Origin of the sequence: Xanthomonas hortorum pv. pelargonii (genome assembly GCF_024499015.1) — a bacterium.
GTDB lineage: Bacteria > Pseudomonadota > Gammaproteobacteria > Xanthomonadales > Xanthomonadaceae > Xanthomonas > Xanthomonas hortorum_B.
Map to the genome: position 1 here is coordinate 932024 of NZ_CP098604.1, position 21043 is coordinate 953066.

21 protein-coding genes are annotated in these 21043 nt (G+C 64.0%); 14 read left to right on the top strand and 7 right to left on the bottom strand.

What is annotated here, in order from left to right; genetic code table 11:
- Positions 1-8 precede the first annotated feature (8 nt).
- The 4 genes from NDY25_RS04085 (at position 9) to NDY25_RS04100 (ending at position 1618) form a co-directional block, all read left to right on the top strand.
- The gene (locus NDY25_RS04085; protein WP_006450014.1) at positions 9-293 is read left to right on the top strand and encodes a hypothetical protein; all 285 of its coding nucleotides are present in this window, start codon (positions 9-11) and stop codon (positions 291-293) included.
- The gene (locus NDY25_RS04090) at positions 290-469 is read left to right on the top strand and encodes a type II toxin-antitoxin system antitoxin (RefSeq protein ID WP_006450015.1); all 180 of its coding nucleotides are present in this window, start codon (positions 290-292) and stop codon (positions 467-469) included. The genes NDY25_RS04085 and NDY25_RS04090 overlap by 4 nt, the downstream gene beginning before the upstream one ends.
- Positions 466-645, top strand: coding sequence for a DUF4177 domain-containing protein (locus NDY25_RS04095; RefSeq protein ID WP_023903110.1), 180 nt, complete (start codon positions 466-468; stop codon positions 643-645). The genes NDY25_RS04090 and NDY25_RS04095 overlap by 4 nt, the downstream gene beginning before the upstream one ends.
- Positions 646-817: 172 nt before the next feature.
- On the top strand, positions 818-1618 hold the full coding sequence (locus tag NDY25_RS04100; protein ID WP_168957956.1) for a M15 family metallopeptidase: 801 nt from the start codon (positions 818-820) through the stop codon (positions 1616-1618).
- 75 nt (positions 1619-1693) lie between these two features.
- Here NDY25_RS04100 and NDY25_RS04105 read toward each other — a convergent pair whose 3' ends face one another.
- The 5 genes from NDY25_RS04105 to NDY25_RS04125 form a co-directional block, all read right to left on the bottom strand.
- Entirely contained in the window at positions 1694-2368 is a 675-nt protein-coding gene (locus NDY25_RS04105) for a DNA-3-methyladenine glycosylase family protein (protein WP_168957957.1), read from the bottom strand.
- Between the two features lie 2 nt (positions 2369-2370).
- On the bottom strand, positions 2371-2757 hold the full coding sequence (locus NDY25_RS04110; protein WP_256627786.1) for a DUF423 domain-containing protein: 387 nt from the start codon (positions 2755-2757) through the stop codon (positions 2371-2373).
- A gap of 81 nt (positions 2758-2838) precedes the next feature.
- Positions 2839-4008 (bottom strand): polyketide cyclase, encoded by a 1170-nt coding sequence (locus NDY25_RS04115; protein WP_168957959.1) that lies wholly within the window; start codon positions 4006-4008, stop codon positions 2839-2841.
- 401 nt (positions 4009-4409) lie between these two features.
- Positions 4410-5051: a response regulator gene (locus NDY25_RS04120; protein ID WP_006450021.1), complete on the bottom strand. Its 642-nt coding sequence runs from the start codon at positions 5049-5051 to the stop codon at positions 4410-4412.
- Positions 5052-6248 carry a sensor histidine kinase gene (locus NDY25_RS04125; protein ID WP_023903105.1) on the bottom strand — a complete coding sequence of 399 codons (1197 nt, stop codon included), beginning with the start codon at positions 6246-6248 and terminating at the stop codon, positions 5052-5054.
- Between the two features lie 219 nt (positions 6249-6467).
- Between NDY25_RS04125 and NDY25_RS04130 the strand changes: the two genes are divergently transcribed.
- From NDY25_RS04130 to NDY25_RS04150, 5 genes are all read left to right on the top strand, one after another.
- The gene (locus NDY25_RS04130) at positions 6468-7067 is read left to right on the top strand and encodes a GNAT family N-acetyltransferase (RefSeq protein WP_006450023.1); all 600 of its coding nucleotides are present in this window, start codon (positions 6468-6470) and stop codon (positions 7065-7067) included.
- 3 nt (positions 7068-7070) lie between these two features.
- Positions 7071-7817 carry a septum site-determining protein MinC gene (gene minC, locus NDY25_RS04135; RefSeq protein WP_168957960.1) on the top strand — a complete coding sequence of 249 codons (747 nt, stop codon included), beginning with the start codon at positions 7071-7073 and terminating at the stop codon, positions 7815-7817.
- 36 nt (positions 7818-7853) lie between these two features.
- Positions 7854-8663, top strand: coding sequence for a septum site-determining protein MinD (gene minD, locus NDY25_RS04140; RefSeq protein ID WP_006450025.1), 810 nt, complete (start codon positions 7854-7856; stop codon positions 8661-8663).
- Positions 8664-8665: 2 nt separating this feature from the next.
- Positions 8666-8923: a cell division topological specificity factor MinE gene (minE, locus tag NDY25_RS04145; protein ID WP_005994583.1), complete on the top strand. Its 258-nt coding sequence runs from the start codon at positions 8666-8668 to the stop codon at positions 8921-8923.
- 143 nt (positions 8924-9066) lie between these two features.
- Positions 9067-9558, top strand: a complete 492-nt coding sequence (locus NDY25_RS04150) for a hypothetical protein (RefSeq protein ID WP_256627967.1) — start codon at positions 9067-9069, stop codon at positions 9556-9558.
- Between the two features lie 169 nt (positions 9559-9727).
- Here NDY25_RS04150 and NDY25_RS04155 read toward each other — a convergent pair whose 3' ends face one another.
- Both NDY25_RS04155 and NDY25_RS04160 read right to left on the bottom strand, forming a co-directional pair.
- The gene (locus NDY25_RS04155) at positions 9728-11026 is read right to left on the bottom strand and encodes a sensor histidine kinase (RefSeq protein WP_168957961.1); all 1299 of its coding nucleotides are present in this window, start codon (positions 11024-11026) and stop codon (positions 9728-9730) included.
- Complete coding sequence (locus tag NDY25_RS04160; protein ID WP_168957962.1) at positions 11019-11735, bottom strand: response regulator transcription factor; 717 nt, start codon at positions 11733-11735, stop codon at positions 11019-11021. Before NDY25_RS04160 ends, NDY25_RS04155 begins: the two co-directional genes overlap by 8 nt.
- A gap of 136 nt (positions 11736-11871) precedes the next feature.
- Here NDY25_RS04160 and NDY25_RS04165 point away from each other — a divergent pair, with 136 nt between their 5' ends.
- The 5 genes from NDY25_RS04165 (at position 11872) to NDY25_RS04185 (ending at position 21025) form a co-directional block, all read left to right on the top strand.
- Positions 11872-13605 carry an ArnT family glycosyltransferase gene (locus NDY25_RS04165; protein WP_256627788.1) on the top strand — a complete coding sequence of 578 codons (1734 nt, stop codon included), beginning with the start codon at positions 11872-11874 and terminating at the stop codon, positions 13603-13605.
- 98 nt (positions 13606-13703) lie between these two features.
- A complete protein-coding gene (locus NDY25_RS04170) occupies positions 13704-14468 on the top strand; it encodes a phosphatase PAP2 family protein (protein WP_168958023.1) in 765 nt (254 codons plus the stop codon).
- A complete protein-coding gene (locus tag NDY25_RS04175; RefSeq protein WP_168957964.1) occupies positions 14465-16120 on the top strand; it encodes a phosphoethanolamine transferase in 1656 nt (551 codons plus the stop codon). The genes NDY25_RS04170 and NDY25_RS04175 overlap by 4 nt, the downstream gene beginning before the upstream one ends.
- Before the next feature lie 814 nt (positions 16121-16934).
- The gene (locus NDY25_RS04180; protein ID WP_168957965.1) at positions 16935-18959 is read left to right on the top strand and encodes a M2 family metallopeptidase; all 2025 of its coding nucleotides are present in this window, start codon (positions 16935-16937) and stop codon (positions 18957-18959) included.
- A 131-nt stretch (positions 18960-19090) separates the two neighbouring features.
- On the top strand, positions 19091-21025 hold the full coding sequence (locus NDY25_RS04185) for an XVIPCD domain-containing protein (RefSeq protein ID WP_168957966.1): 1935 nt from the start codon (positions 19091-19093) through the stop codon (positions 21023-21025).
- Positions 21026-21043 lie beyond the last annotated feature (18 nt).

Here is a 21043-nt window from a genome sequence, read left to right on the forward strand (position 1 = left end):
GTGATGCGATGAATGTCATGGTGCCGTTGGTGGTCGCGCTCTCCGGCTTGCCCGCGCTGGCAATCGCCGCCTCCATCGGGGCGGACGAGGACGACCGCGCGCGTGGCCTGGGCCTGCGCTGGGCGCTGATCGGCCTGGTGATCCTGATCGGTGCCGCGTGTCTGTACTGGGCCGGCGACAACCGCGCCGGTATCTACGCGGTGGTGATCGGCATGCTCGTCGGCGTGAACGTGTTGATCGTCTCGATGGTGATGCACCTGCGCCGCCACAGCGGCCGCGGGGAGCGCGAGTGAACGAAAAGAAGGCCTATCCGCTGCGCATCAACGCCGACGTCCTGGCCGCCGTGCAGCGCTGGTCAGACGACGAACTGCGCAGCCTCAACGCACAGATCGAATACGTGTTGCGCGATGCGCTGCGCAAGGCCGGCCGGCTGCCGAAGCCGCGCGACGACAAGGAACCGCAAGCATGAGCAAACGCTGGAACTATCTGACCATCGAGTTGAAGCCGTCGTTTATCGGCACGATCAAGAGCGAGGACATCCAGGCCGAACTGGTCAAGCAGGGCAACCTCGGCTGGGAGCTGGTCAACATCCTCATGCATATGCCGCTTGGCACAGCGCTGCTGGTGTTCAAGAAGGAACTCTGACATCGGCGCGCCAGCGCGCCTCGGCAGCTGGCGCGCAGTGGCCGCTCGTGCGCTGCGTTGATGACGGACGTGGCGGCGGTGGTCGCCGAGCTCTCGCAGCCACGGCTACCCGCCGCTGTACCAGGATTTGCCTTCGCTGGCCGCGCTGGCCACTTCGGCCTACCCTGTGCCGATGCCGATACGTCCCTTGCCGACCCTGCTGCTCAATACCCGCTCGATCGAACTGGTGCCAGCCGCCCTTCTGCAGGCGCGCAGCAATGCCGACGCGCGTGTGCTGGCGCAGGCCGACTGGCTGCTGAGGCGCAAGCGCGATGGGCGCTATCTGGCTGCGCAACTGGCGCAGGGGCTGATGCCGCTGGTGCCGCGGCTGGCACGCGAGCCCGGCCTGGATGAGGCGCTGGATCGGTTGGATGCCGACACGCCTCGCCTGCCGCCACGCGCCACCACGCTCCCGATCGACGGCCTGCAACGCCGTCTGACGCAGCTGGGCATCGCTCACGACGATTACGTCAGCCAGACCGGCCTGATGCTGATCGCCGAACCGTCCGTGCTGCAGCATGCCGGCCGCGACCGCTTCGGTCGGCCGCTCTGGCTCAGCCACGGCGCGGCCCGCGCCTGGCACCGCATGCGCATCGATGCGGCACGCACGGGCATCCTGCTCGATGCGATCTCCGGCTATCGCAGTCACGACTATCAACTGGGCATTTTCGAACGCAAGTTCGCGCGCGGCCTCACGCTTGCCCAGATTCTGGCCGTCAACGCAGCGCCAGGCTTCAGCGAACACCACAGCGGCGATGCACTGGATATCGGCACGCCAGGCGAGCCGCCGGCCGAAGACGCCTTCGAAGCGACGCCAGCATTCGCGTGGCTGCGTACGCATGCCGCGCAGTTCGGCTTTCGCCTGAGTTATCCGCGCGACAACCCGCATGGCATCGTCTACGAGCCGTGGCATTGGCGTTGGTCAGCGACGTAAGCCGGCCGCGCGTCATGGCTCACGCGACGCAGCGCGACACGACCGCCCAGCTTGTCTGCTACCCTTGCGCGCGAGCTACTCCTGCGAGCGCGGCGTCGGCACCTTGGCCGCCACGCTGAAGTCGGCGATCTTCCACAGATAGAACGCGGCGTAGCTGCGATACGGGCCCCAGCGTTCGCCGCGTGCGGCCAGTTCCTTCGGCGTCGGCATCTGCTCCTGCTTGTCCACGCGTTGGGCACCTTTGCGCACGCCAAGGTCGTCGATCGGCAGCAGATCCGGGCGACCCAGGCGAAACATCAGCATCATTTCCACCGTCCAGCGGCCGATGCCACGCACCGGTATCAGCGCCTGGACAATCACTTCGTCGTCCATGAAAGCGAGCTTGCGTAACGAGGGAATCTCGCCTTCCAGTTCGCGCCGCGCCAGATCGCGCAATGCCAGCGCCTTGTTGCCGGACACGCCGCAGGCGCGCAATGCCGCATCGTCGATACGAGCGAGCGTATCCGCATGCAACCGCTGCGCACCGATCGCCACTTCCACCCGCGCCACGATCGTGGAGGCCGCCTTGCCGCTGAGTTGCTGGAACAGGATCGCGCGCGCCAATGCATCCACCGGATCGAACGGCTTGCGCCAACCCGGTTGTGGCGCGATCGGGCCGATGCGCTTCATCCACGCACCCAGCGCGCGGTCGCGCCGGGTCAAGTGCGCGAACGCAGCTTCCACATCGAATCCGCGGGCATGGCGCGGCATGCTCAGCGCCTCAACGCGCCGACCGCCAGCACTACCCAGCCCAGCATCAGGCTGACCCCGCCAACCGGCGCCAGGCTGGTGGGCCACCGCAGCAGCGCGCCGCCGACCAGGCTACCGGCAAACAGCAGCGTGCCGATCAACAGCAGATACAGACCGGTCCGACCCAGCGCGCGCGTTTCGGTGGTGCCGAGCACGGCCAAGACCGCGCCATGCCCGAATGCGTACAGCGACGCCAGTTGCAGCCGCGATTGCAGCACTGCATCGGCCACGCCATGCGAGGCATAGGCCGACAATCCCACCGCGATAGCGGCCAGCAACGCGCCGCAGAACGCCAGCAGCGAGGGATGTTTCTTACGACGTTCGAGCAGGGACATGAGGGCAGGCTCCATTGCAGCGCCGTGGCGCAAAAAAAAACGCGCCGCAAGGCTGCGGCGCGTTTTCGTCTGGATCAACTCATCGTGGTGAAACGATTACTTGATGGCCCAGTAAACATCGTAGACACCTTCCGGCGTAAACGACTTGTCCACGCCTGCCTTCCACGACTCGTACGGACGCTCGGTCACGTCGTTGCCGTTGGTGGCAGACCAGGCACGCAGCGAGCTACGCACTGCATCCAGACCGGCCATGTGGCCTGCGTAGGTTGCATAGGCGGAGCGATGCGCCTTGGTGCGCTCGTACTTCACCGGTGCTTCGGTCGGAATATTGACCTTCAGCTCTTCGCCAGTGGCGGCAACCGGCGTTGCATCGACCGGAGCAGCGGCAGCGGCGTCGTCCTTCTTGGCAGCGTCCTTGGCCGCATCCGGCTTGGGAGCCGCACCGGCACGCTTGCGCACCGGCTGCACGACGTCGAAGGCGTACTTGTCGGACGCGAAGTCGGTGGTGACGATGCGCACCGGACCCGCAGCCTCAAGGCCGTTGGAGTCCATCACACGCTTGATCCACTCCTGATTGTCCTTGATCGACTTCTTGATCGTCTCGTTGTCACGATCGATGTTGCCTGCGGTGACAACCAACAGGTCCTCGGCCGGCACATCGACGATCTTGAGATCGCTCAACACCGGCTTGCCATCCAGCTCGGCGCGGTAGTCGAAATTGGGAACGGTGGCCAGTGCGGTCGCCAGACGCGACAGACCCAGTTTCAGGTCGTCACCCACGTGGCGGCTGACATACAAGCCGGCATAACGACCGAACAGGTTCCAGCCGTACTTGACGCTGTAGTCCTGCGTGATCTTGACGTTCTTGTTGTTCTTGCCGGTCGGCACCAGGGTGAAATTGGTGACCTTGTCATAGCCCTTGGTGGGATCGTCGATCGAAATCTCAACACGCTCGTTCTTGACGCTGTTGGTGATCTCCCAGCTGCCCTTGCCGATGTAACCTTCGGTGGAGCTGTACTCGATACGTGCGCCCTTGCCCTCTTCAGGGCCGGCCAGCTTCAGCTGGAGCTTGGGGTCACGCAGCACGAGCGGGTTCCAATCCTTGAAACGACGGAAGCTGTTCACGGTGTCGTAAACAATCGTCATTCTGCGGTTGGTCTCAACACTCTCGGACATCTGCCGCTCCGAGGGCAACACCAGGCCCACTACGACAAACAGGCCAGCCACGATCCCCAAGGCGATCAGGAACTCGATAATACGGGTCATTCAGGAGGTCTCCGGGGCCGATCCCACGGCCGGGTTGAGTGAAGCGAAGCCGCCATCCTAGCAGGCTTCGAGAAAGATGTTCAGTTGTGCGACGGGTAGCGCGGTCTTGCGGTGTCATCTGCCGCAAGACACGCCGTTGCACAACGACGCAATCCTAATCCAGGCAGGGGTTTGGACGGATTGCGCGCCGCTATGATGCACATCGCGCGATGCCTGTGTGTGATGCAGCGATGGCATGGCGCATTCGCCCTGCTCGTCAGCCTGTTGCCATGCAGATGCACAGCAACGCGCCACGGTGAATCGCACCGGAGTGAATCAGGCACGCCCGCAGGGTGAAACGCGCCGCCGCGCGCCCAATCCCCTCAGCGCCGATGGGGATTGGGCGCCACCGCGCGATGCCGTCAGACCAACTGCAGCTCGAAGGCCTTCAATACCGCGCGGGTGCGATCGCGCACGCCGAGCTTGGACAGAATGTTGGACACATGATTCTTGATGGTGCCCTCGGCCACGCCCAGCGAATTGGCGATCTCCTTGTTGGAGAAGCCGCTGGCCATCAGCCGCAGGATCTCGGTCTCGCGGTCGGTCAGCGGGTCGGGCCGGTCCAGGCTGACGAACTCGTTGCGCATGTGTTCCAGGCCCGACAGCAGGCGTTGGGTCACCGCCGGCTGCACCAGCGAGCCGCCGCCGGCCACGGTGCGGATCGCACCGACCAGTTGTTCCAGCGAGACGTCCTTGAGCAGATAGCCCTTGGCGCCGGCCTTGAGTCCGGCCAGCACCAGTTGGTCATCGTCGAAGGTGGTCAGGATGATCGTCGGCGGCAGCGTGCCGTTGCGCGAGAGCATCTGTAGCGCCTCCAGCCCGGACATCACCGGCATGCGCATGTCCATCAGCACCACATCGGGCTGAATCTGCGGAATCTGCTCGACCGCCTGCTTGCCATCGGAGGCCTCGGCGACCACTTCGATGCCGTTGTCCAGCGCCAGCAGCGAGCGGATGCCCTGGCGTACCAGGGTTTGGTCGTCGACCAGGCACACACGGATCATCTAGAACACTCCTTGAGTCACGGCCGCAGGCATCAGTGCCGGCGCGCCTGGAACGGAGATGCGCAGGCCGAAGCCGTCACCCCGCCGGGTTTGAATCTCGAGCTGGCCACCATACTGGTTCAGGCGTTCGCGCATGCCGCGCAACCCGTTGCCGGGCGCCACGGTGTCGGCACCGTGGCCGTCGTCGCGGGCGTCGATCAGCACGCTGTCGGCATCGCGGCGCACCTGGATCCACAGGTTGCGCGCACCGGCATGGCGCACCGCATTGGTGATGATTTCCTGGGTACAGCGCAGCAGCACGTGGGCGCGCTCGGGGTCGTCCAGGGTCAGCGGCTGGGCGATGTCCAGATGGATGTCCAGCGACGGCACCTGGGTCACCAGCGGGCGCAAGGCCGCTTCCAGATCGATGGCGCCGCTATCGCGCAGGTGGCTGACCGCCTCGCGCACATCGGTGAGCAGCAGCTTGGCCAGCGTATGCGCCTGGCGCACGTGCTCCTGGGCCTGGCCCTCGGTGATGTGGCCGGCCACTTCCAGATTCAGGCTCAGCGCGGTGAGGTGGTGGCCGAGCAGGTCGTGCAGCTCGCGCGAGATGCGGGTGCGCTCGTTGATGCGGGCGCTTTCGGCCAGCAGCGCGCGGGTGGCACGCAATTCGGCATTGAGCCGGCGCTGTTCTTCGCGCGCATCGGTCTGCTGGCGCGCGACCAGGCTGGTCACGAAGATGAACATCGAAAAGCCGCCGTACAACAGCGACTGCATCAATGCGGCGAACAGGGTGAAGTCCGGGCGCAGGTAGTAGAACACCGGCAGTACCGCCAGCTGACTGAGCACCAGCCAGGCCACGCCGATGCGCAGCGGCAGCAGCCAGGGGATCACCCCGGCCGCCACCATCATCAGAATGCTGCCCAGCCCGGTTCCGCTCAGATAGCTGACCGCCAGCGCGAAGATGGTGAGCAGCAGCAGAATCAGCCGGTCGTACCAGTGCGCGTGGCCGCCGCTGTTCAACCCGCGCGTCAGCCAGAAGTAGCTGGCGCCGAAGCCGACGAAGAACCCCGACATCAGCAGGGCTTCGGCCACGCTGCGGTGGTCGCCCTCTTCGGCAACCGGCCAGTAGGTGTACACCAACGGCATGGCGATCATCGCCCAGGTGAACAGGCCGGCGAAGCGCAGGACGCGCGTATGACTGAGGTATCCCAACATGTAAGCATCTTAGGCGTAACGCTCGGCCCTGCCCTCTTGCCGGAAGTCATGCATCGGCGCTTTGGCAACACGTGGCAGTACGACATCGGCGCGCCGCTGCCGCCTCCTCGTCCGCATGCCCAGCGGAGCGCGCATGCCGGGTCGCCGCTTCAGGCCACGCATGTAATAATCCGACGCAGATCCGATTTCGGGTCGAGAGCGTTACCCCACGGAGTCCCAATGTCGATCGTTATCCGCGACGTGCGCGAGCACGAGCTCGATTCCGTCCTGGCCCTGAACAACAATGCCGGACTGGCAATCCTGCCGCTGGATCCAAACAAGCTGCAGCGCTTCTACGAGCAGGCCGAATATTTTCGCGTCGCCGAGCGCGACGGCAACCTGGCCGGGTTTCTGGTCGGGTTCGGTAGCGGCAGTGCGCATGACAGCAGCAATTTCGCCTGGTTCCGGGACCGTCATCCGGAATTTTTCTACATCGACCGCATCGTGGTCGCCAGCCGCCGTCGCGGTGGTGGCGTCGGGCGTGCGTTCTATGCCGATGTGCAGAGCTACACCGAGTTGCGCTACCCGCAACTGGCCTGCGAGGTGTTCCTGGACCATGGTGCCGATGCGGCGTTGCTGTTCCATGGCAGCTTCGGTTTCCGCGAGGTCGGCCAGAACACCATGGCCGATGTGGAAGTGCGCGCCAGCATGCTGATGAAAGACATGTGCAGCTATCCCTGGGTCAAGGAGACCTATGGCGGCAAGTTGCCCGAGCAGTTGCCGTGGGTCGGCCGGCCGCGTCATGCCGCTGCCACCGACAATGCATCGACGGGGAGCTGAGGCGTGGCGAGCGTGAATGTGGATTTTGAACAAGCCGGCGAACTGAAGATCGGCCAGGTGGGCATCGCCAATCTGCGCGTGCGCACGCTGGATGTGCCGCGCCTGCTGCGCGAGATGCAGGAACGGGTGACCCGCGCGCCCAAGTTGTTCGGTCGTGCGGCGGTGATCCTGGATTTCGGTGGGCTGTCGCAATTGCCCGACGTGACCACCGCCAAGGCGCTGCTGGATGGTCTGCGTGCGGCCGGCGTGCTGCCGGTTGCATTGGCCTACGGCACCAGCGAGATCGATCTGCTGTCGCAGCAGCTCGGCGTGCCGCTGCTGGCCAAGTTCCGTGCGCAATACGAACCCACTGCGGTGAGCCCACCGCCTCCGCCGCCGCCACCTGCACGCGCGGAACCCGCCGCGCCTGTCGTGCGCCCGGCACCTGGCCGCATGCAACGCAACGCGGTGCGTTCGGGCCAGCAGCTGTATGCGGAGAACTGCGACCTGACCGTACTCAGTACGGTGGGTGCCGGCGCCGAGGTGATCGCCGACGGCAGCATCCATATCTACGGTACCCTGCGTGGCCGCGCGTTGGCCGGTGCGCAAGGCAATACCGACGCGCGCATCTTCTGCCGCGATTTCCACGCCGAACTGGTCGCCATCGCTGGCCACTACAAGGTGCTGGACGATGTCCCCATGGAACTGCGTGGCAAGGCCGTCCAGGTCTGGCTGGAGCAGGATCAGATCAAGATCGCTGCGCTGGACTGACGCAGCCCAACCACTGAAATATTTCGGAGAAATCCTTTGGCTGAAATCATCGTAGTCACCTCCGGCAAGGGCGGCGTCGGCAAGACCACCACCAGCGCGAGCCTGGCCTGCGGGCTGGCAAAGCGCGGCAAGAAGGTCGCCGTCATCGACTTCGACGTCGGTCTGCGCAACCTGGACCTGATCATGGGCTGCGAGCGGCGCGTGGTGTACGACTTCGTCAACGTCGTGCATGGCGAGGCCACGCTCAAGCAGTCGCTGATCAAGGACAAGCGCTTCGACAACCTGTACGTGCTGGCTGCCTCGCAGACCCGCGACAAGGATGCGCTGACCCAGGAAGGCGTGGAGAAGGTGCTCAAGGATCTGGTTGCCGACGGCTTCGAGTACATCGTCTGCGATTCGCCGGCCGGCATCGAAAAAGGCGCGTTCCTGGCGATGTATTTTGCCGACCGCGCGGTGGTGGTGGTCAACCCGGAAGTGTCTTCGGTGCGCGACTCCGACCGCATCATCGGCCTGCTCGATTCCAAGACCCGCAAGGCCGAGGAAGGCAAGACCGTTCCTGCATTCCTGCTGCTGACCCGCTACAGCCCGGGCCGCGTGGAAGGTGGCGAAATGCTCAGCATCACCGACGTGGAAGAAGTGCTCGGCCTCAAGGCCATCGGCATCATTCCCGAATCCGGCGATGTGCTCAACGCCTCCAACAAGGGCGAGCCGGTGATCCTGGATGCCGAGTCGCCGGCCGGCATGGCGTACGACGACGCGGTCGCCCGCATCATGGGCGAAGACCGCCCGATGCGATTCACATCCGTGGAGAAGAAAGGCTTCTTCAGCAAGCTGTTCGGAGGGTAAGCATGGGCCTGCTCGATTTTCTCAAGAGCAAGAAGAACACCGCCGAGACGGCCAAAAACCGCTTGCAGATCATCATTGCGCAGGAGCGCAACCATCGCGGAGGTCCGGACTACCTGCCGCTGCTGCAGCGCGAATTGCTGGAAGTGATCAAGAAGTACGTCAACATCGATGCCGATGCGGTACGGGTTGATCTGGTCAAGGACGGCGAACACGACGTGCTGGATATCTCGGTCGCGTTGCCGGAAGACGGCGACAAGTAAGAGTGGCTGGCAAAACGACTGCGATCACCGCCAGGCTGCTGGCGACGTTGTGTTAGCCACTCCACATCCTCTGAACGGCACCGTGTTTGCACGGTGCCGTTTTAACGTGTGACCCGACCGCGAGCTCTCCCGCGTGACCATCGATTCTTTCCGAATCCGACTCCGAGTCTGAATCTGCCACTGTGTTGTGCGTGGCCGATATCGGCCTGGACGCACCCGCCGCGCTGCTCGCACGTTATGGCCTGCGCCTGCATCGCGTGGATGCGGGCGCGCCGATACCGGGGAGTTTCTGGGGCGAGCCGGAAGCCGGCATCATCGGTTGCGATGTGTATGTGCGCGAGGACACGCCGGTGCATTCGCTATTGCATGAGGCCGGGCATCTGATCGTGTTGCCGGCAGACAAGCGTGCCGCCGTGCATACCGATGCCACCGATTCGGTGGATGAAGAAGACGCCACCTGTTATCTGCAGATCCTGTTGGCCGATCAGTTGCCCGGTGTGGGCAGCGCACGCCTGATGACCGACATGGACACCTGGGGCTACACCTACCGGCTCGGGTCCACGCGTGCCTGGTTCGAGCAGGATGCGGAGAACGCGCGCAGCTGGTTGAGCGCGCGCGGGTTGTTGCCGGCTTGAGTGCTGCGTGGTCTTGATAAAACTGCGGATGCGCGATTCACGCTATTGACGTAGTCGGCGATGCCGCGTGGTTCGTCTTGCAGTTTTTTCTTGATCGAGCGGCACTCAGCAGCACGCGCACGGCCGCCGATGCGATGAGCGCTACGCGCACAACACGCATCGCGACTATTTATCCCTGCAGCCCGGTCGCAATCGTCGAGCCGGACAGATCCAGCGTCGCCACTGTGCCCTGCCCTGCGCTGGAATCCAGATGCAGATGCCAGCCCAGGTGCTCGCATAGGCGCCCGATCAACTCCAGCCCGATGCCGTTGCCCTGGCGTGCATTGCCGCGTGCCAGCCGCGCATAGATGGCACTGATTTCTTCCGGCGTCATGCCATGGCCCGGGTCGGCGATGCGCACCACGCCCGGTGGAGAGAGCGAGACGCGGATGATGCCGCGGTCGCTGTTCTCGATCGCGTTGCGCAGCAGGTTGCCGATGGCGGTCTGCACGATGGCTACCGGCGCGGTCAGGCTGCACGCCGGCAATGGGTCGATGACCACCTGCAGATCCTTGTCGGCACATAGATGCGCGTGGTCGGCGACGATCTCCGGCAATAACTGATCCAGGCGCAGCGTGTCGTTGCCGCAGCTCAGCCGTCCGGGGTCCTTGGCCAGCACCAGCAACAAGGTGATCAGCTGCTCCACCGCACCGCTGGTGTGCGCGATGCGCTCAAGCTGATGACGCACCGCAGGCGGTGTACCGGGCTGTTCCAGCGCCAGTTCGGCGGCGTTGCCGATCACCGCGATCGGGGTGCGCAACTCATGACTGGCGCTGTCGATGAAGGCGCGTTCGCGCTCCACGAACTGGCCGTTGCGCTCGAGATAATCGTTGAGCGCATCGGCGATGACGTACAGCTCGGCACTGCCCTGCGGGCCCACGGCGATACGTTGCGCGCGCCGCTCCGGGCGCAGCGCGCCGATATCGCGTGCCAGCTCGACCAACGGCCGCACCAGCCGCGCCATCGCATAGGTGCCCATCACCAAGGTGACGCTGATCAGCGCGACACCCGCGGCGAGCATCCAGCGGGTGAGAAATTTTTCCAGCGCTTCGAAATCGGTGATGTCCAGTACCAGCGCCAGGCGACCGGCCTGCGCGGTGTCGCGCACCATCACCGCACTCTGGCGGCCGGCGATTTCCAGTTCGTCGTGCAGGCCGGGATGCAACGTGCGCAACACCGGCGGCAGCGCCGCACTGTCATCGACGCGGTACAGCCGCAAGGTGTCCGAATCCTGCCAGCGGTAGCCCGGATCCTGGGCGCTGCGGTCCAGAATGCTGTCCAGTTCGGAGTTGAGCAGCGAGCGCCAGACGCCGTGCTCGGCGCGCTCGTGCAGATACTGCGCGGTGCCGAACACCGCCAGCGTCATCAACAACGTGTAGCCGAACAACCACACCAGGACGCGGCGGCCCAACGGTCGCTGCTTAGCCATCGATGGATTCGCCTGTGGCAAGCGCGCTGGCGCCATCCAGCACGGCCAGCCGGTAGCCGAGCCGCGGCAAGGTGTGGATCAACTTCTGCGCAAACGGGCCGTCCACGCTGCGGCGCAATTCGTAGATATGCGAGCGCAGCATGTCGCCATCGGGCGGGTCGTCGGCCCACAACGATTGCTCCAGCCGTTGCCGGGTGACGGCGGCGGGGCTGGCCTGCATCAGCACTTCCAGCAACTTGCGGCAGGCCGGATACAGATGCAGCGCCTGGCCCGCACGGGTGGCTTCCAGCGTGGACAGATCCAGCCGCAGGTCGGCCACCTGCAGCAGCTTGCCGCGACGGCGGCCGTGCGCGCGCGCCAGCAAGGCCTCGATGCGCACTTCCAGTTCGGGCAGCGCGAAAGGCTTGGTCAGGTAGTCGTCGGCTCCGGCGCGGAACCCGGCGATCTTGTCGGGCAGTTCGTCGCGCGCGGTGAGCATGATCACCGGCAACTCGGACTGGTGCTGCTCGCGCAGGCGGCGCAGCACTTCCGGGCCGTCCATGCGCGGCATCATCCAGTCCAGCACCAGCACGTCGTAATGCTGGGTGGTGGCCAGATGCAGGCCGGTGATGCCGTCCGGCGCGGCGTCCAGGGTGTGCCCGCGCGCTTCGAAATACTCGAACAGATTGGCGACCATGTTGCGGTTGTCTTCGATGACCAGCAGCCGCATGAGCAGGTTTCCAGGGAGGCCCGACAGGGACGATTTGCGCATCCTAACCGAGCCTTGCCAAACGCAACCGTTACCGGTGCTTCCGACAGAATTCCGACCTGCTTGCCGGATAGTGTTTCGCCACTTTCATCAGAGCGTGCGCGTGTCGCCTGCCATCTCTGCCGCTGTGTCCCGTCAACGCATGCTGCTGGTTGCGCTGGCGCTGATCGTTGTCAGCCTGCTGGCCGGCCTTGGCTTACGTCAGCCCAATCCGCCGGACGAGCCGCGCTTTGTGCTGGCCGCACGCGGCATGGTCGAGACCGGTCAGTGGCTGCTGCCGCATCGCGGCAGCGAGTTATATGCCGAAAAACCACCGGTGTTCATGTGGTTGCAGGCCGCCAGTTATCAGCTGGTGCCGCACTGGCCGGTCGCCTTTCTGTTGCCTTCGCTACTGGCCGCGCTCGCCACGCTGTGGTTGACCTGGGACCTGACCCGGCGGTTATGGAATCGGCGCGTAGCGCGCTACGCGGTGCTGGCGTTGTTTGCGGTGCTGCAGTTCGGCCTGATGGCCAAGCGTGCGCAGATCGACATGGTGCTGGTGGCGCTAACCACGCTGTCGTTGTGGGGGATGCTGCGGCATCCGCTGCGCGGGCCGGACTGGCGCGCGTGGACGCTGGGAGTGTTCGCGGCCGGCGTGGGAACGGTGACCAAAGGCGTGGGCTTTTTGCCACTGCTGCTGTTGCTGCCGTGGGTGGCGCTGCCGCGCAAGCACTGGAGTGTGTTGCCAGCACGTGCGCAGGCAGGGCGCAGCTGGTTGTTGGTAGTGCCGGCGTTTCTGGCCGGCACTGCGGTGTGGCTGGGGCCGCTTTGCATCGCGCTCCTGCAAAGCAACGACCCGGTGCTGCATGCGTACGCGCATGAGTTGTTGTTCAAGCAGACCGGCACCCGTTACGCACACGCGTGGCATCACGTGAAGCCGGTCTGGTACTACCTGCAGGTGATCGCCACGCTGTGGTTGCCCGGCTGCCTGTTGTTGCCCTGGCTGCTGCCGGCCTGGTGGCGACGACTACAGCGCGGCGATCCGCGCTATGTGCTGCTGCTTGCCTGGAGCGTGTTGGTGCTGGTGTTTTTCAGCGCAAGCCCGGGCAAGCGTGAGGTGTACATCTTTCCGATGCTGCCAGCGTTGTGCATTGCCGCCGCACCGCTATTGGCCGGGCTGCTGCGCAAGCGTGGTATCGGCGTATTGCTGACCGGCTATGTGCTGCTGCTTGCGGTAGCCGCACTGGCATTGGGTATCGGGATCGCACTGCATCTGCATTGGGCGGAAAACACGGCGCTCAAGCGCGGGATGGATCTGGCCTCGATGCAGTCGGTGGGTGTCTGGTTGATCGCCCTGGGCATGGTCGCGTTTGCCGCGCTTGCATGGTCGCGCGGCAAACGCGCCGGCACAGCGGTGGTGGTGGTGACCGCAGCGCTGTGGATCGTGTATGGCCTGGGTTTGATGCCGGCATTGGATCCCTATAGCTCGGCCGCGCGATTGATGCAGCGTGTCGGTCAACGCATCGGCCCGGATGCCGAACTCGGCATGCTGGCCTGGCGCGAGCAGAACATGCTGCAGGCGGATCGGGCAGTGACCGACTTCGGCTTCAAGACGTCTTGGCAGCAGCAATGGGACAAGGCCGGTCCGTGGCTTGCACATGCGCCGGAGAAACGTTGGTTATTCGTCCTCAAGCAGGCTGTGCCGGCGTGTATCGATCAGGCGCAACGCATCGATATCGGCGAATCCAATCGCAATCAATGGCAACTGGTGCCGGGCACCGCGTGGCACGCCGGTTGCATCGCCACTGCGTCCGACACCGAACAAACCGGTAGCGATGGCGATACAGACTGAATGCTCGGTGTCGATTAACGACTGGGCAACTCCGGTCCGACCGCTCTCCGACATCCGGGTTTCGAAGATGCCGGGCAATGACACAGACCGACATTCCGATGAGCACGCTTCCCGTCCATGCGCCAGTTCTGGTGCGCATCGCCCCTGATGTGGGGGCGCGTTTTTTTGTTCGCCATCTATGGATGCCGCTGACAGGTGTGCTGTTGCTCAGCGCATTGTTGATGGGCGCCGGTGGCGACCAGTGGATTGCCGATGTGCTGTATCGCCTGGAAGGCGGGCAATGGCTGCTCAAGGAGCATTGGTTTACCAGCGGCGTGGTGCATCGCGCCGGCAAATGGTTGAGCACGACCGCCGGAGTTTGCGTGTTACTGCTGGCTGTGGCCGCTTGGCTTACTCCACGCATGCGTGCATTGCGTTGGCCGCTGACGTATCTCGCCGCATCGATCGCATTGTCGACCTCGCTGGTGTCGCTACTTAAATCATGGACAGCGATGGATTGCCCCTGGGATCTGAGCCGTTATGGCGGTACGCAGGCAATGATCGGGTTATTTGAATCGCGCCATGGCATTGCTGCGTCCGGTTGCTTTCCTGCCGGCCATGCAAGCGCCGGCTATGCGTGGGTGGCGCTGTATTTTTGTGCGCTGTCTCTACGTCCCGCATGGCGCTTTACAGGTTTATTCGCAGGTCTAGCAGCAGGTCTCATTTTCGGTATTGCACAACAACTGCGCGGCGCGCATTTTCTCTCGCACGACCTGTGGTCGTTGGCGGTGTGTTGGGTGAGCGCACTGGCACTTTACTGCGTGATGCTGGCTCGGCCGCATCGCGCGCGTGGTTTGATGTTGCAATCGGGGGATGCAGCATGAGTACCTGGCTACCGGAGCCGCAAGGGCAAGCGCGCCCGCGTGCGCTGACCTGGAGTACCCGGCCGACCGTATCGACCGAGACACTGGTCCTGCTGTCGAGCCTGTTTTTCGCCCTGGTGTGCAACCAGCTGTTCTGGCGCACGGCGATGGCGACGCATCCAGGCAGCATTGGATTTGCCATCTCGTTGATGACGCTGCTGCTGGCCGTGCATGCATTGCTGTTGGGCTTGCTGGTCTGGCGCTGGAATGCGAAACCGCTACTGACGGTGCTGCTGTTCACCACCGCATTGGCTGCGCATTACATGGACAGCTACAACGTCTATCTGGATGCGGACATGCTGCGCAACGTCCTGCATACCGACCACAAGGAATCGCGCGAACTGCTCACCCCTGGCTTGATCCTGCCGCTAGTGTGCTACTTCCTGATCCCCACAACGCTGTTGTGGCGCACCCGGTTGCGCGCACGCAGCACCGGCAAGTCGCTGGCGATTCGCGCCGGCTTTCTGCTGCTAGTGGCAGTGGTGGGCGCGGCCGGCACCATGCTGTCGTTCCAGGATATTTCCGCGTTGATGCGCAATCACCGCGAGGTGCGTTACCTGGCCACGCCGATCAATTACATCGTGGCGTTGCGACAAAACCTGAAATCCGATTCGCCGATCAAGCACGCGCCCAAGCAGCCGATCGAACACGATGCTATGGCCACGCCACGGGCTGCCGGCAGCCGCCCACGTTTGCTACTGGTGGTACTGGGCGAAACCGCGCGTGCGCAGAACTGGGGCCTTAATGGTTACGCCCGCCAGACCACGCCCGAGTTGGCGCAGGCCGGGGTGATCAACTTCCCGGACATGCATTCGTGCGGCACCAGCACCGAAGTCTCGGTGCCCTGCATGTTCTCGCCGTTTGGCCGGCGCGATTACAACGAAGACATGATCCGCGGCCATCAGTCGCTGCTGCATGTACTCGATCACGCCGGCATTTCCACACTGTGGCGCGACAACCAGTCTGGCTGCAAGGGCGTGTGCGATGGCCTGGAGCTTCAGAAGCTGGACGATGCCACCACACCGGGATTATGTGCCGACGGCCGCTGCATGGACGAGATTCTGCTCAGCGACCTGGCCGCACAGGTGCGCGCCAAGCCAGGCGATCGCGTGGTGGTGCTGCATCAACTGGGCAGCCATGGACCGAGTTACTTCGAACGCTACCCGGCGCAATTCGAACGCTTCAAACCCGTTTGCAAAACCGCCGATCTGGGCAGCTGCAGCCGCCAGGACATCGTCAACGCCTACGACAATTCCATCGGCTATACCGATCACTTTCTCGATCAGGCCATCCACACGCTGCGCGGTTTGCAGGATTACGACACCGCGATGATCTACGTCTCCGATCACGGCGAATCACTCGGCGAAAAAGGCCTGTATCTGCATGGCGTGCCGTATGCGATCGCGCCCAAGGAACAGACCCACGTGCCGATGGTGATGTGGTTCTCGCCGGAATTCGCGCGCGATCGCGGCCTGGATGAGACCTGCCTGCGCCACCGCGCCGGTCAGTACACCGATCACGATGCCTTGTTCCCCTCCATCCTGGGTTTGATGCAGGTCAAGACCAGTGTCTATGCACGCGAGCGCGATCTGTTTGCACAATGCGCAGGATGAACGCGGTTTTGATATTTCCAAGGCGGAACCGGTGAGAAGATCACGCATGCCGCGTTGGTTCGCGTAGGGATAGACGAGTCCAGAGCCCAAAGCAATTAGTCGAGGGTGCGGTGCCCTCGCCGCTCGCGGGACACGCCGCAAGTACGTCCATGTAGGCTCGGTGGCGGCATCCATGCCGCCACACGGTCCCGCAATCGGCGAGGACACCGCACCAGGAAGTTCGTAGGTCGCTTCGTTGAAAGCCTGCCTGTTGTTCGTTCGCGTTGCGACACTAATCGGACGCGACTTCATTCGCGCCGTCATCCAAAAAACGCGCGTCATACACTGCTTGCAACCATGCACGCCGACCACCTCGACTGGTCCTTGCCCGCCCACCGTCGCGGGACCTTACGCGGCATGGATGCCGCGTAAGAGCCTACACGGACGTACTTGCGGCGTGTCCCGCGATGGTGGGCGGGCAAGGGCCCTGCAGCAAACCAGCAGATCTTCGCTCCACAAGTGACCGATCCAAATTGTCCAAGCACTCCGAGACAACCAATATCTCACTGTCTTAGTAATCGATAAGTAGCTGACAAAACGTCGCGAGCAACGAGCAGGCAAGCGTGGACGACGCGCTCAGAGTCGCAAGGCCGGCGTGATACATCCCACACCGAGCACAGGCCGCGCCCGTCTGGCAGTGAGCCAGTAGTTTTGTTGGCTGCTCCAATCGCCACACATGGATTCGCAGCTATCCGCATCGCATGCACGGTGACACCGCTTGCCCTGAGTCGCGGCGCGCTCTAGCCTTCGTCGGACTTCACCGCAAGGACAATCCGTGAATCTTCGTTTGCTTTTGCTGGCATTGACTGTCGCTGCCGGCACCCTGTCATTGTCGGCCTGCCGCCAGGATGCGGCCCCGCCGGCCAAACCCGCCGCCACCAAGGCCGCGCCTGCCGAAAGCGCCGACCAGTTCGTTGCGCGCATCAGCGCCGAATACAAAGCCGCATATCCGGAGCTCACCGCAGCGCAGTGGCTGTCGTCGACCTATATCAATGGCGACTCGCAGTTGCTGGCCGCCAAGGCCAACGAACGCCAGCTGGCGCAGCTGGATCGCTGGATCGAACAATCCAAGCAATACACCGGCCTGCCGATGTCGGCAGACAGCGCGCGCGCGCTGAAATTACTGACATTGATGAGCGCCCTGCCCGCCCCACGCGATCCGACAAAACTGGCCGAACTGACCCAGATTGCCGCCAAGATGGAAGGCGATTACGGCGCGGCGCGTTACTGCATCGGCGAGGGCGAGCAGCGCCGCTGCCGCCAGTTGGGCGAGCTGGAACAAGTGTTGGCGCGCAGCCGCGACTACAACGAACAACTCGACGCCTGGCAAGGTTGGCACGCCACCGCGCAACCCATGCGCAAGGATTACCAGCGCTTTGTCGAGCTCGCTAACGAGGGCGCGCGCGGCTTGGGCTTTGCCGATGTGGGTGTGCTGTGGCGCAGTGGTTACGACATGCCGCCAGCGCAGCTTGCCAGCGAAACCGACCGTCTGTGGGAGCAGGTCAAACCGCTGTACGCGCAACTGCAATGCTACGCACGCGGCAAGCTCGATACGCAGTATGGCAAGGACAAGGGCGAGGTCGCCGGCGGCATGTTGCCCGCGCATCTGATGGGCAACATGTGGCAGCAGGACTGGAGCAACCTGTGGGATCTGCTGCAACCGTATCCGGGCGCCGGCGATCTGGACATCACCGCTGCGCTGGAAAAACAATACCAGGGCAATCTGAGCGCGGTGCTGGCACGCAACGTAGCCAATACCGGCGAAGGCGGTAGCGGCGCACGCTTCCAGGCCGAACGCGAAGCGCAACTGCGCACCGCAAAACAGATGACCGAACGCGCGCAGGAGTTCTACACCTCGCTCGGCATGCCCAAACTTCCCGACACCTATTGGCAACGCTCGCAGTTCATCAAACCGCTGGATCGCGACGTAGTCTGTCACGCCAGCGCGTGGGACATGAACATGGGCGGCGAGGCAAACCAGAACATCGGCGCGGACGTGCGTACCAAGATGTGCATCAACCCGACCGAAGAAGACTTCACCACCATCTATCACGAGCTTGGCCACATCTATTACGACCTGGCCTATAACCCGCTGCCGCCGCTGTTTCAGAATGGCGCCAACGATGGTTTCCACGAAGCGATCGGCGACACCATCGTGCTGGCGATGACGCCCAAGTATCTGCAGTCGATCGGCATGGTGGGCGAACAGCAAACCGGCCGCGAGGCGCTGATCAATTCGCAGATGCGCATGGCGCTGAGCAAGGTCGCCTTCTTGCCGTTCGGCTTGATGATCGACCGCTGGCGCTGGGGTGTGTTCGATGGCTCGATCACGCCCGAGCATTACAACCAGGCCTGGTGGGAACTCAAGGCCAAGTACCAGGGCGTCGCGCCGGCAAGCGCGCGCGGCGAAGAGTTCTTCGATGCCGGCGCCAAGTACCATGTGCCCGGCAATACGCCGTACACACGTTATTTTCTCGCGCACATCCTGCAGTTCCAGTTCTACAAGGGCCTGTGCGAAGCCGCCGGCCATCAGGGGCCGCTGTACGAATGTAGCTTTTACGGCAACAAGGACGCCGGGCAGAAATTCTGGTCGATGTTGCAGCGTGGCTCCAGCCAACCGTGGCAGACCACGTTGAAGGAACTCACCGGCAGCGACCGCCTGGATGCCGGCCCGATGCTGGAATATTTCGCACCGATGAACGAGTGGTTGAAGCAGCAGAATCAGGGGCAATTATGTGGCTGGCAAGCAACTGCTCCCGCTGCCGCCGCCAACGCGCCTGCGCCTGCCGCAACGCGCTGACGCGCGCCCTACCCTGCGGCATGCGCTTGCCGGATCCTGGCTACCGCATAACATTCATTTGATAAACACCGAAAACGCTGGCGATATACTGCGCGCCCGCTGCACAGGCGCAGCATGCAGGAAGCATACGAATGAGCAACGCCTCAACCGGCCCGGACCCGCACAACGCGGACCGCAACAAGCAGGTCATCGACGACGCAAACGATCAAGCGTTCGACCCCATCTACAGCAGCAAGAACAGCGAATTCTCGGTGGAAGTGGGTGGCAACACCACGGAGGTCAACCTTGCAGAACACTCGGTCAAGTCTTCGCAAACCAGCGAGCAGAGCAACGGCAGTAAAACCCAGGCCTTGGGCGAGAACAGCCTGCGCACCAGCAGCGCGCTAGGCCTGGGCAAGCTCAGCGATGCCGACGCCAAGACCACCACCTTCAACCTCGAGGCCGACGCGCGCACCGGCCAGCAGCAAAGCCTGCAGACCAAGCTCGGCGACGGCAAGTTGAACATCGAAGCAAGCGTCAGTGCCGGGCAGCGCATGCGCTATTCACTGACGCTGCCCGGTGTCGACCAGCCTGCAGAGGCTGCCACCCGCGTCAATCCGCTGCAGCCGGAGAGCCTGCCGATCGGCGCACGCGCGGTGATGGACACGCAGACCTACACCCAGCGCGACGCCTCGGCGAGTCTGCAACACCTCAGCATGCAGAGCGAGATCACCGAAGCCAGCGGCCGCAGCTACCTGATCGAGCGCGTGGACGAGCGCCACGTGCGTGTGGTGACCGGGCCTAACGCAGCCATCGAGGCAGTGAACGCGGTTGGCGTCAAGGTGGGACCGGCGCAGGCCCTGCTTGGGCGTGCCGACGCGCTGGGCCAGTCGCAGGTGCACAGCGCGCAGTTCGACCTCGCCGATCCGCGTGCGCTCGCGGCCATCGGCGACTTCGTGCGCGAGGGCAAGATTGCACCGGGCGTGCCGGGCGTCGATGAGCTACAGACGGTGGAGCGGATCAGTTTCAGCTCGCAGCAGCGTCTGCAGCTGGAATTGGGCCCGCTCAGTGCCGATCTGGCCGGCAACCGCAACGAAGGCAGCCAGGTGCGCATCAGTACACCGGGCCAGGACGGCTACACCGTCGTGCAGCAGCTGCAATACGGCGGCAACGTGCCGCTGACGATCGTGCGCCAGTACGACGGCAACGAGACCGAACGCGTGCAGGAACGCAGCTACCGCTTCGAGATCGACGGCGATGTCGCCGCGCCCGGGCTGATGCAGCGCCTGGGTGGCCGCAACGAGGCCAGCGAGGAAAAGGCGATCGCGCAGAATCTCAACAGCGCGCTGAGCGGCGAGATGGTGGGCACCGGTGCGATCAAGCCGGGGCAGAAGACCACGCTGGCATTCAGCGAGGTGCAGATGCAGGCGCTGATGGAGCAGACCCAGGCCAGCGTCGAGGCCAGCAAGATCGGCGGCAGCTCGCTGAGCTCGCTGGTCGGCGACCGCAACGCCCCGCCGCAGTCGCCCGAACACTTCGCGATCGCAATGGCCCGCAATGTGGGCGGCGAGCCTTATGCGTTCGTCGAGCGGCTGCAGCGCATTGCCGACGGCGCCGATGGAAAATACGACGGCCAGTTGCAGCGCATCGACACCGAAGCGCTGCCGCGCCAGGCGCCTGCGACAACCGCGGCTTCGGATCCGCGCCATCCGGCCAATCCGGACCATGCGCTGCTGAAGCAATGCACCGCAGCGGTAGAGCAACTGGAGACCGCGCGCGGCCGCGTGCCCGATGCGGACAGCGAGCGCCTGGCAATGGGAGCCCTTGTCACCGCGCGCGAACATGGGCTACAGCGCGTGGACCACGTGGTGCTCGGCCATGACCCGGCCCGGGGCTTCGTCGTCGAGGGAGCGCTCGATTCGCCCGCGCACCTGCGCGCAAGCTTCGATGCCCAGGCCGCGCAGCAAACGCCGCTGGAGAGCAGCATGCAGCGCTTGCAGGCCGTACAGGCCGAGCAAGACCGCCACGCCACCGCACGCGAGCAGGCGCCGCAACAGGAACCGTCGCCGCACGCGCCTTCGCGCTGACACCTGCGGTTATTCCCG

Excerpts from the sequence above, each read along its gene's own strand:
- NDY25_RS04175 (WP_168957964.1), top strand. The coding sequence starts at position 14,465 with ATGAGTACCTGGCTACCGGAGCCGCAAGGGCAAGCGCGCCCGCGTGCG.
- NDY25_RS04085 (WP_006450014.1), top strand. The coding sequence starts at position 9 with ATGAATGTCATGGTGCCGTTGGTGGTCGCGCTCTCCGGCTTGCCCGCG.
- NDY25_RS04160 (WP_168957962.1), bottom strand. The coding sequence starts at position 11,735 with ATGCGGCTGCTGGTCATCGAAGACAACCGCAACATGGTCGCCAATCTG.
- NDY25_RS04115 (WP_168957959.1), bottom strand. The coding sequence starts at position 4,008 with ATGACCCGTATTATCGAGTTCCTGATCGCCTTGGGGATCGTGGCTGGC.
- NDY25_RS04155 (WP_168957961.1), bottom strand. The coding sequence starts at position 11,026 with ATGGCTAAGCAGCGACCGTTGGGCCGCCGCGTCCTGGTGTGGTTGTTC.
- NDY25_RS04130 (WP_006450023.1), top strand. The coding sequence starts at position 6,468 with ATGTCGATCGTTATCCGCGACGTGCGCGAGCACGAGCTCGATTCCGTC.
- NDY25_RS04185 (WP_168957966.1), top strand. The coding sequence starts at position 19,091 with ATGAGCAACGCCTCAACCGGCCCGGACCCGCACAACGCGGACCGCAAC.
- NDY25_RS04110 (WP_256627786.1), bottom strand. The coding sequence starts at position 2,757 with ATGGAGCCTGCCCTCATGTCCCTGCTCGAACGTCGTAAGAAACATCCC.
- NDY25_RS04100 (WP_168957956.1), top strand. The coding sequence starts at position 818 with ATGCCGATACGTCCCTTGCCGACCCTGCTGCTCAATACCCGCTCGATC.
- NDY25_RS04095 (WP_023903110.1), top strand. The coding sequence starts at position 466 with ATGAGCAAACGCTGGAACTATCTGACCATCGAGTTGAAGCCGTCGTTT.
- NDY25_RS04120 (WP_006450021.1), bottom strand. The coding sequence starts at position 5,051 with ATGATCCGTGTGTGCCTGGTCGACGACCAAACCCTGGTACGCCAGGGC.
- NDY25_RS04125 (WP_023903105.1), bottom strand. The coding sequence starts at position 6,248 with ATGTTGGGATACCTCAGTCATACGCGCGTCCTGCGCTTCGCCGGCCTG.
- minE (WP_005994583.1), top strand. The coding sequence starts at position 8,666 with ATGGGCCTGCTCGATTTTCTCAAGAGCAAGAAGAACACCGCCGAGACG.
- NDY25_RS04105 (WP_168957957.1), bottom strand. The coding sequence starts at position 2,368 with ATGCCGCGCCATGCCCGCGGATTCGATGTGGAAGCTGCGTTCGCGCAC.
- NDY25_RS04170 (WP_168958023.1), top strand. The coding sequence starts at position 13,704 with ATGAGCACGCTTCCCGTCCATGCGCCAGTTCTGGTGCGCATCGCCCCT.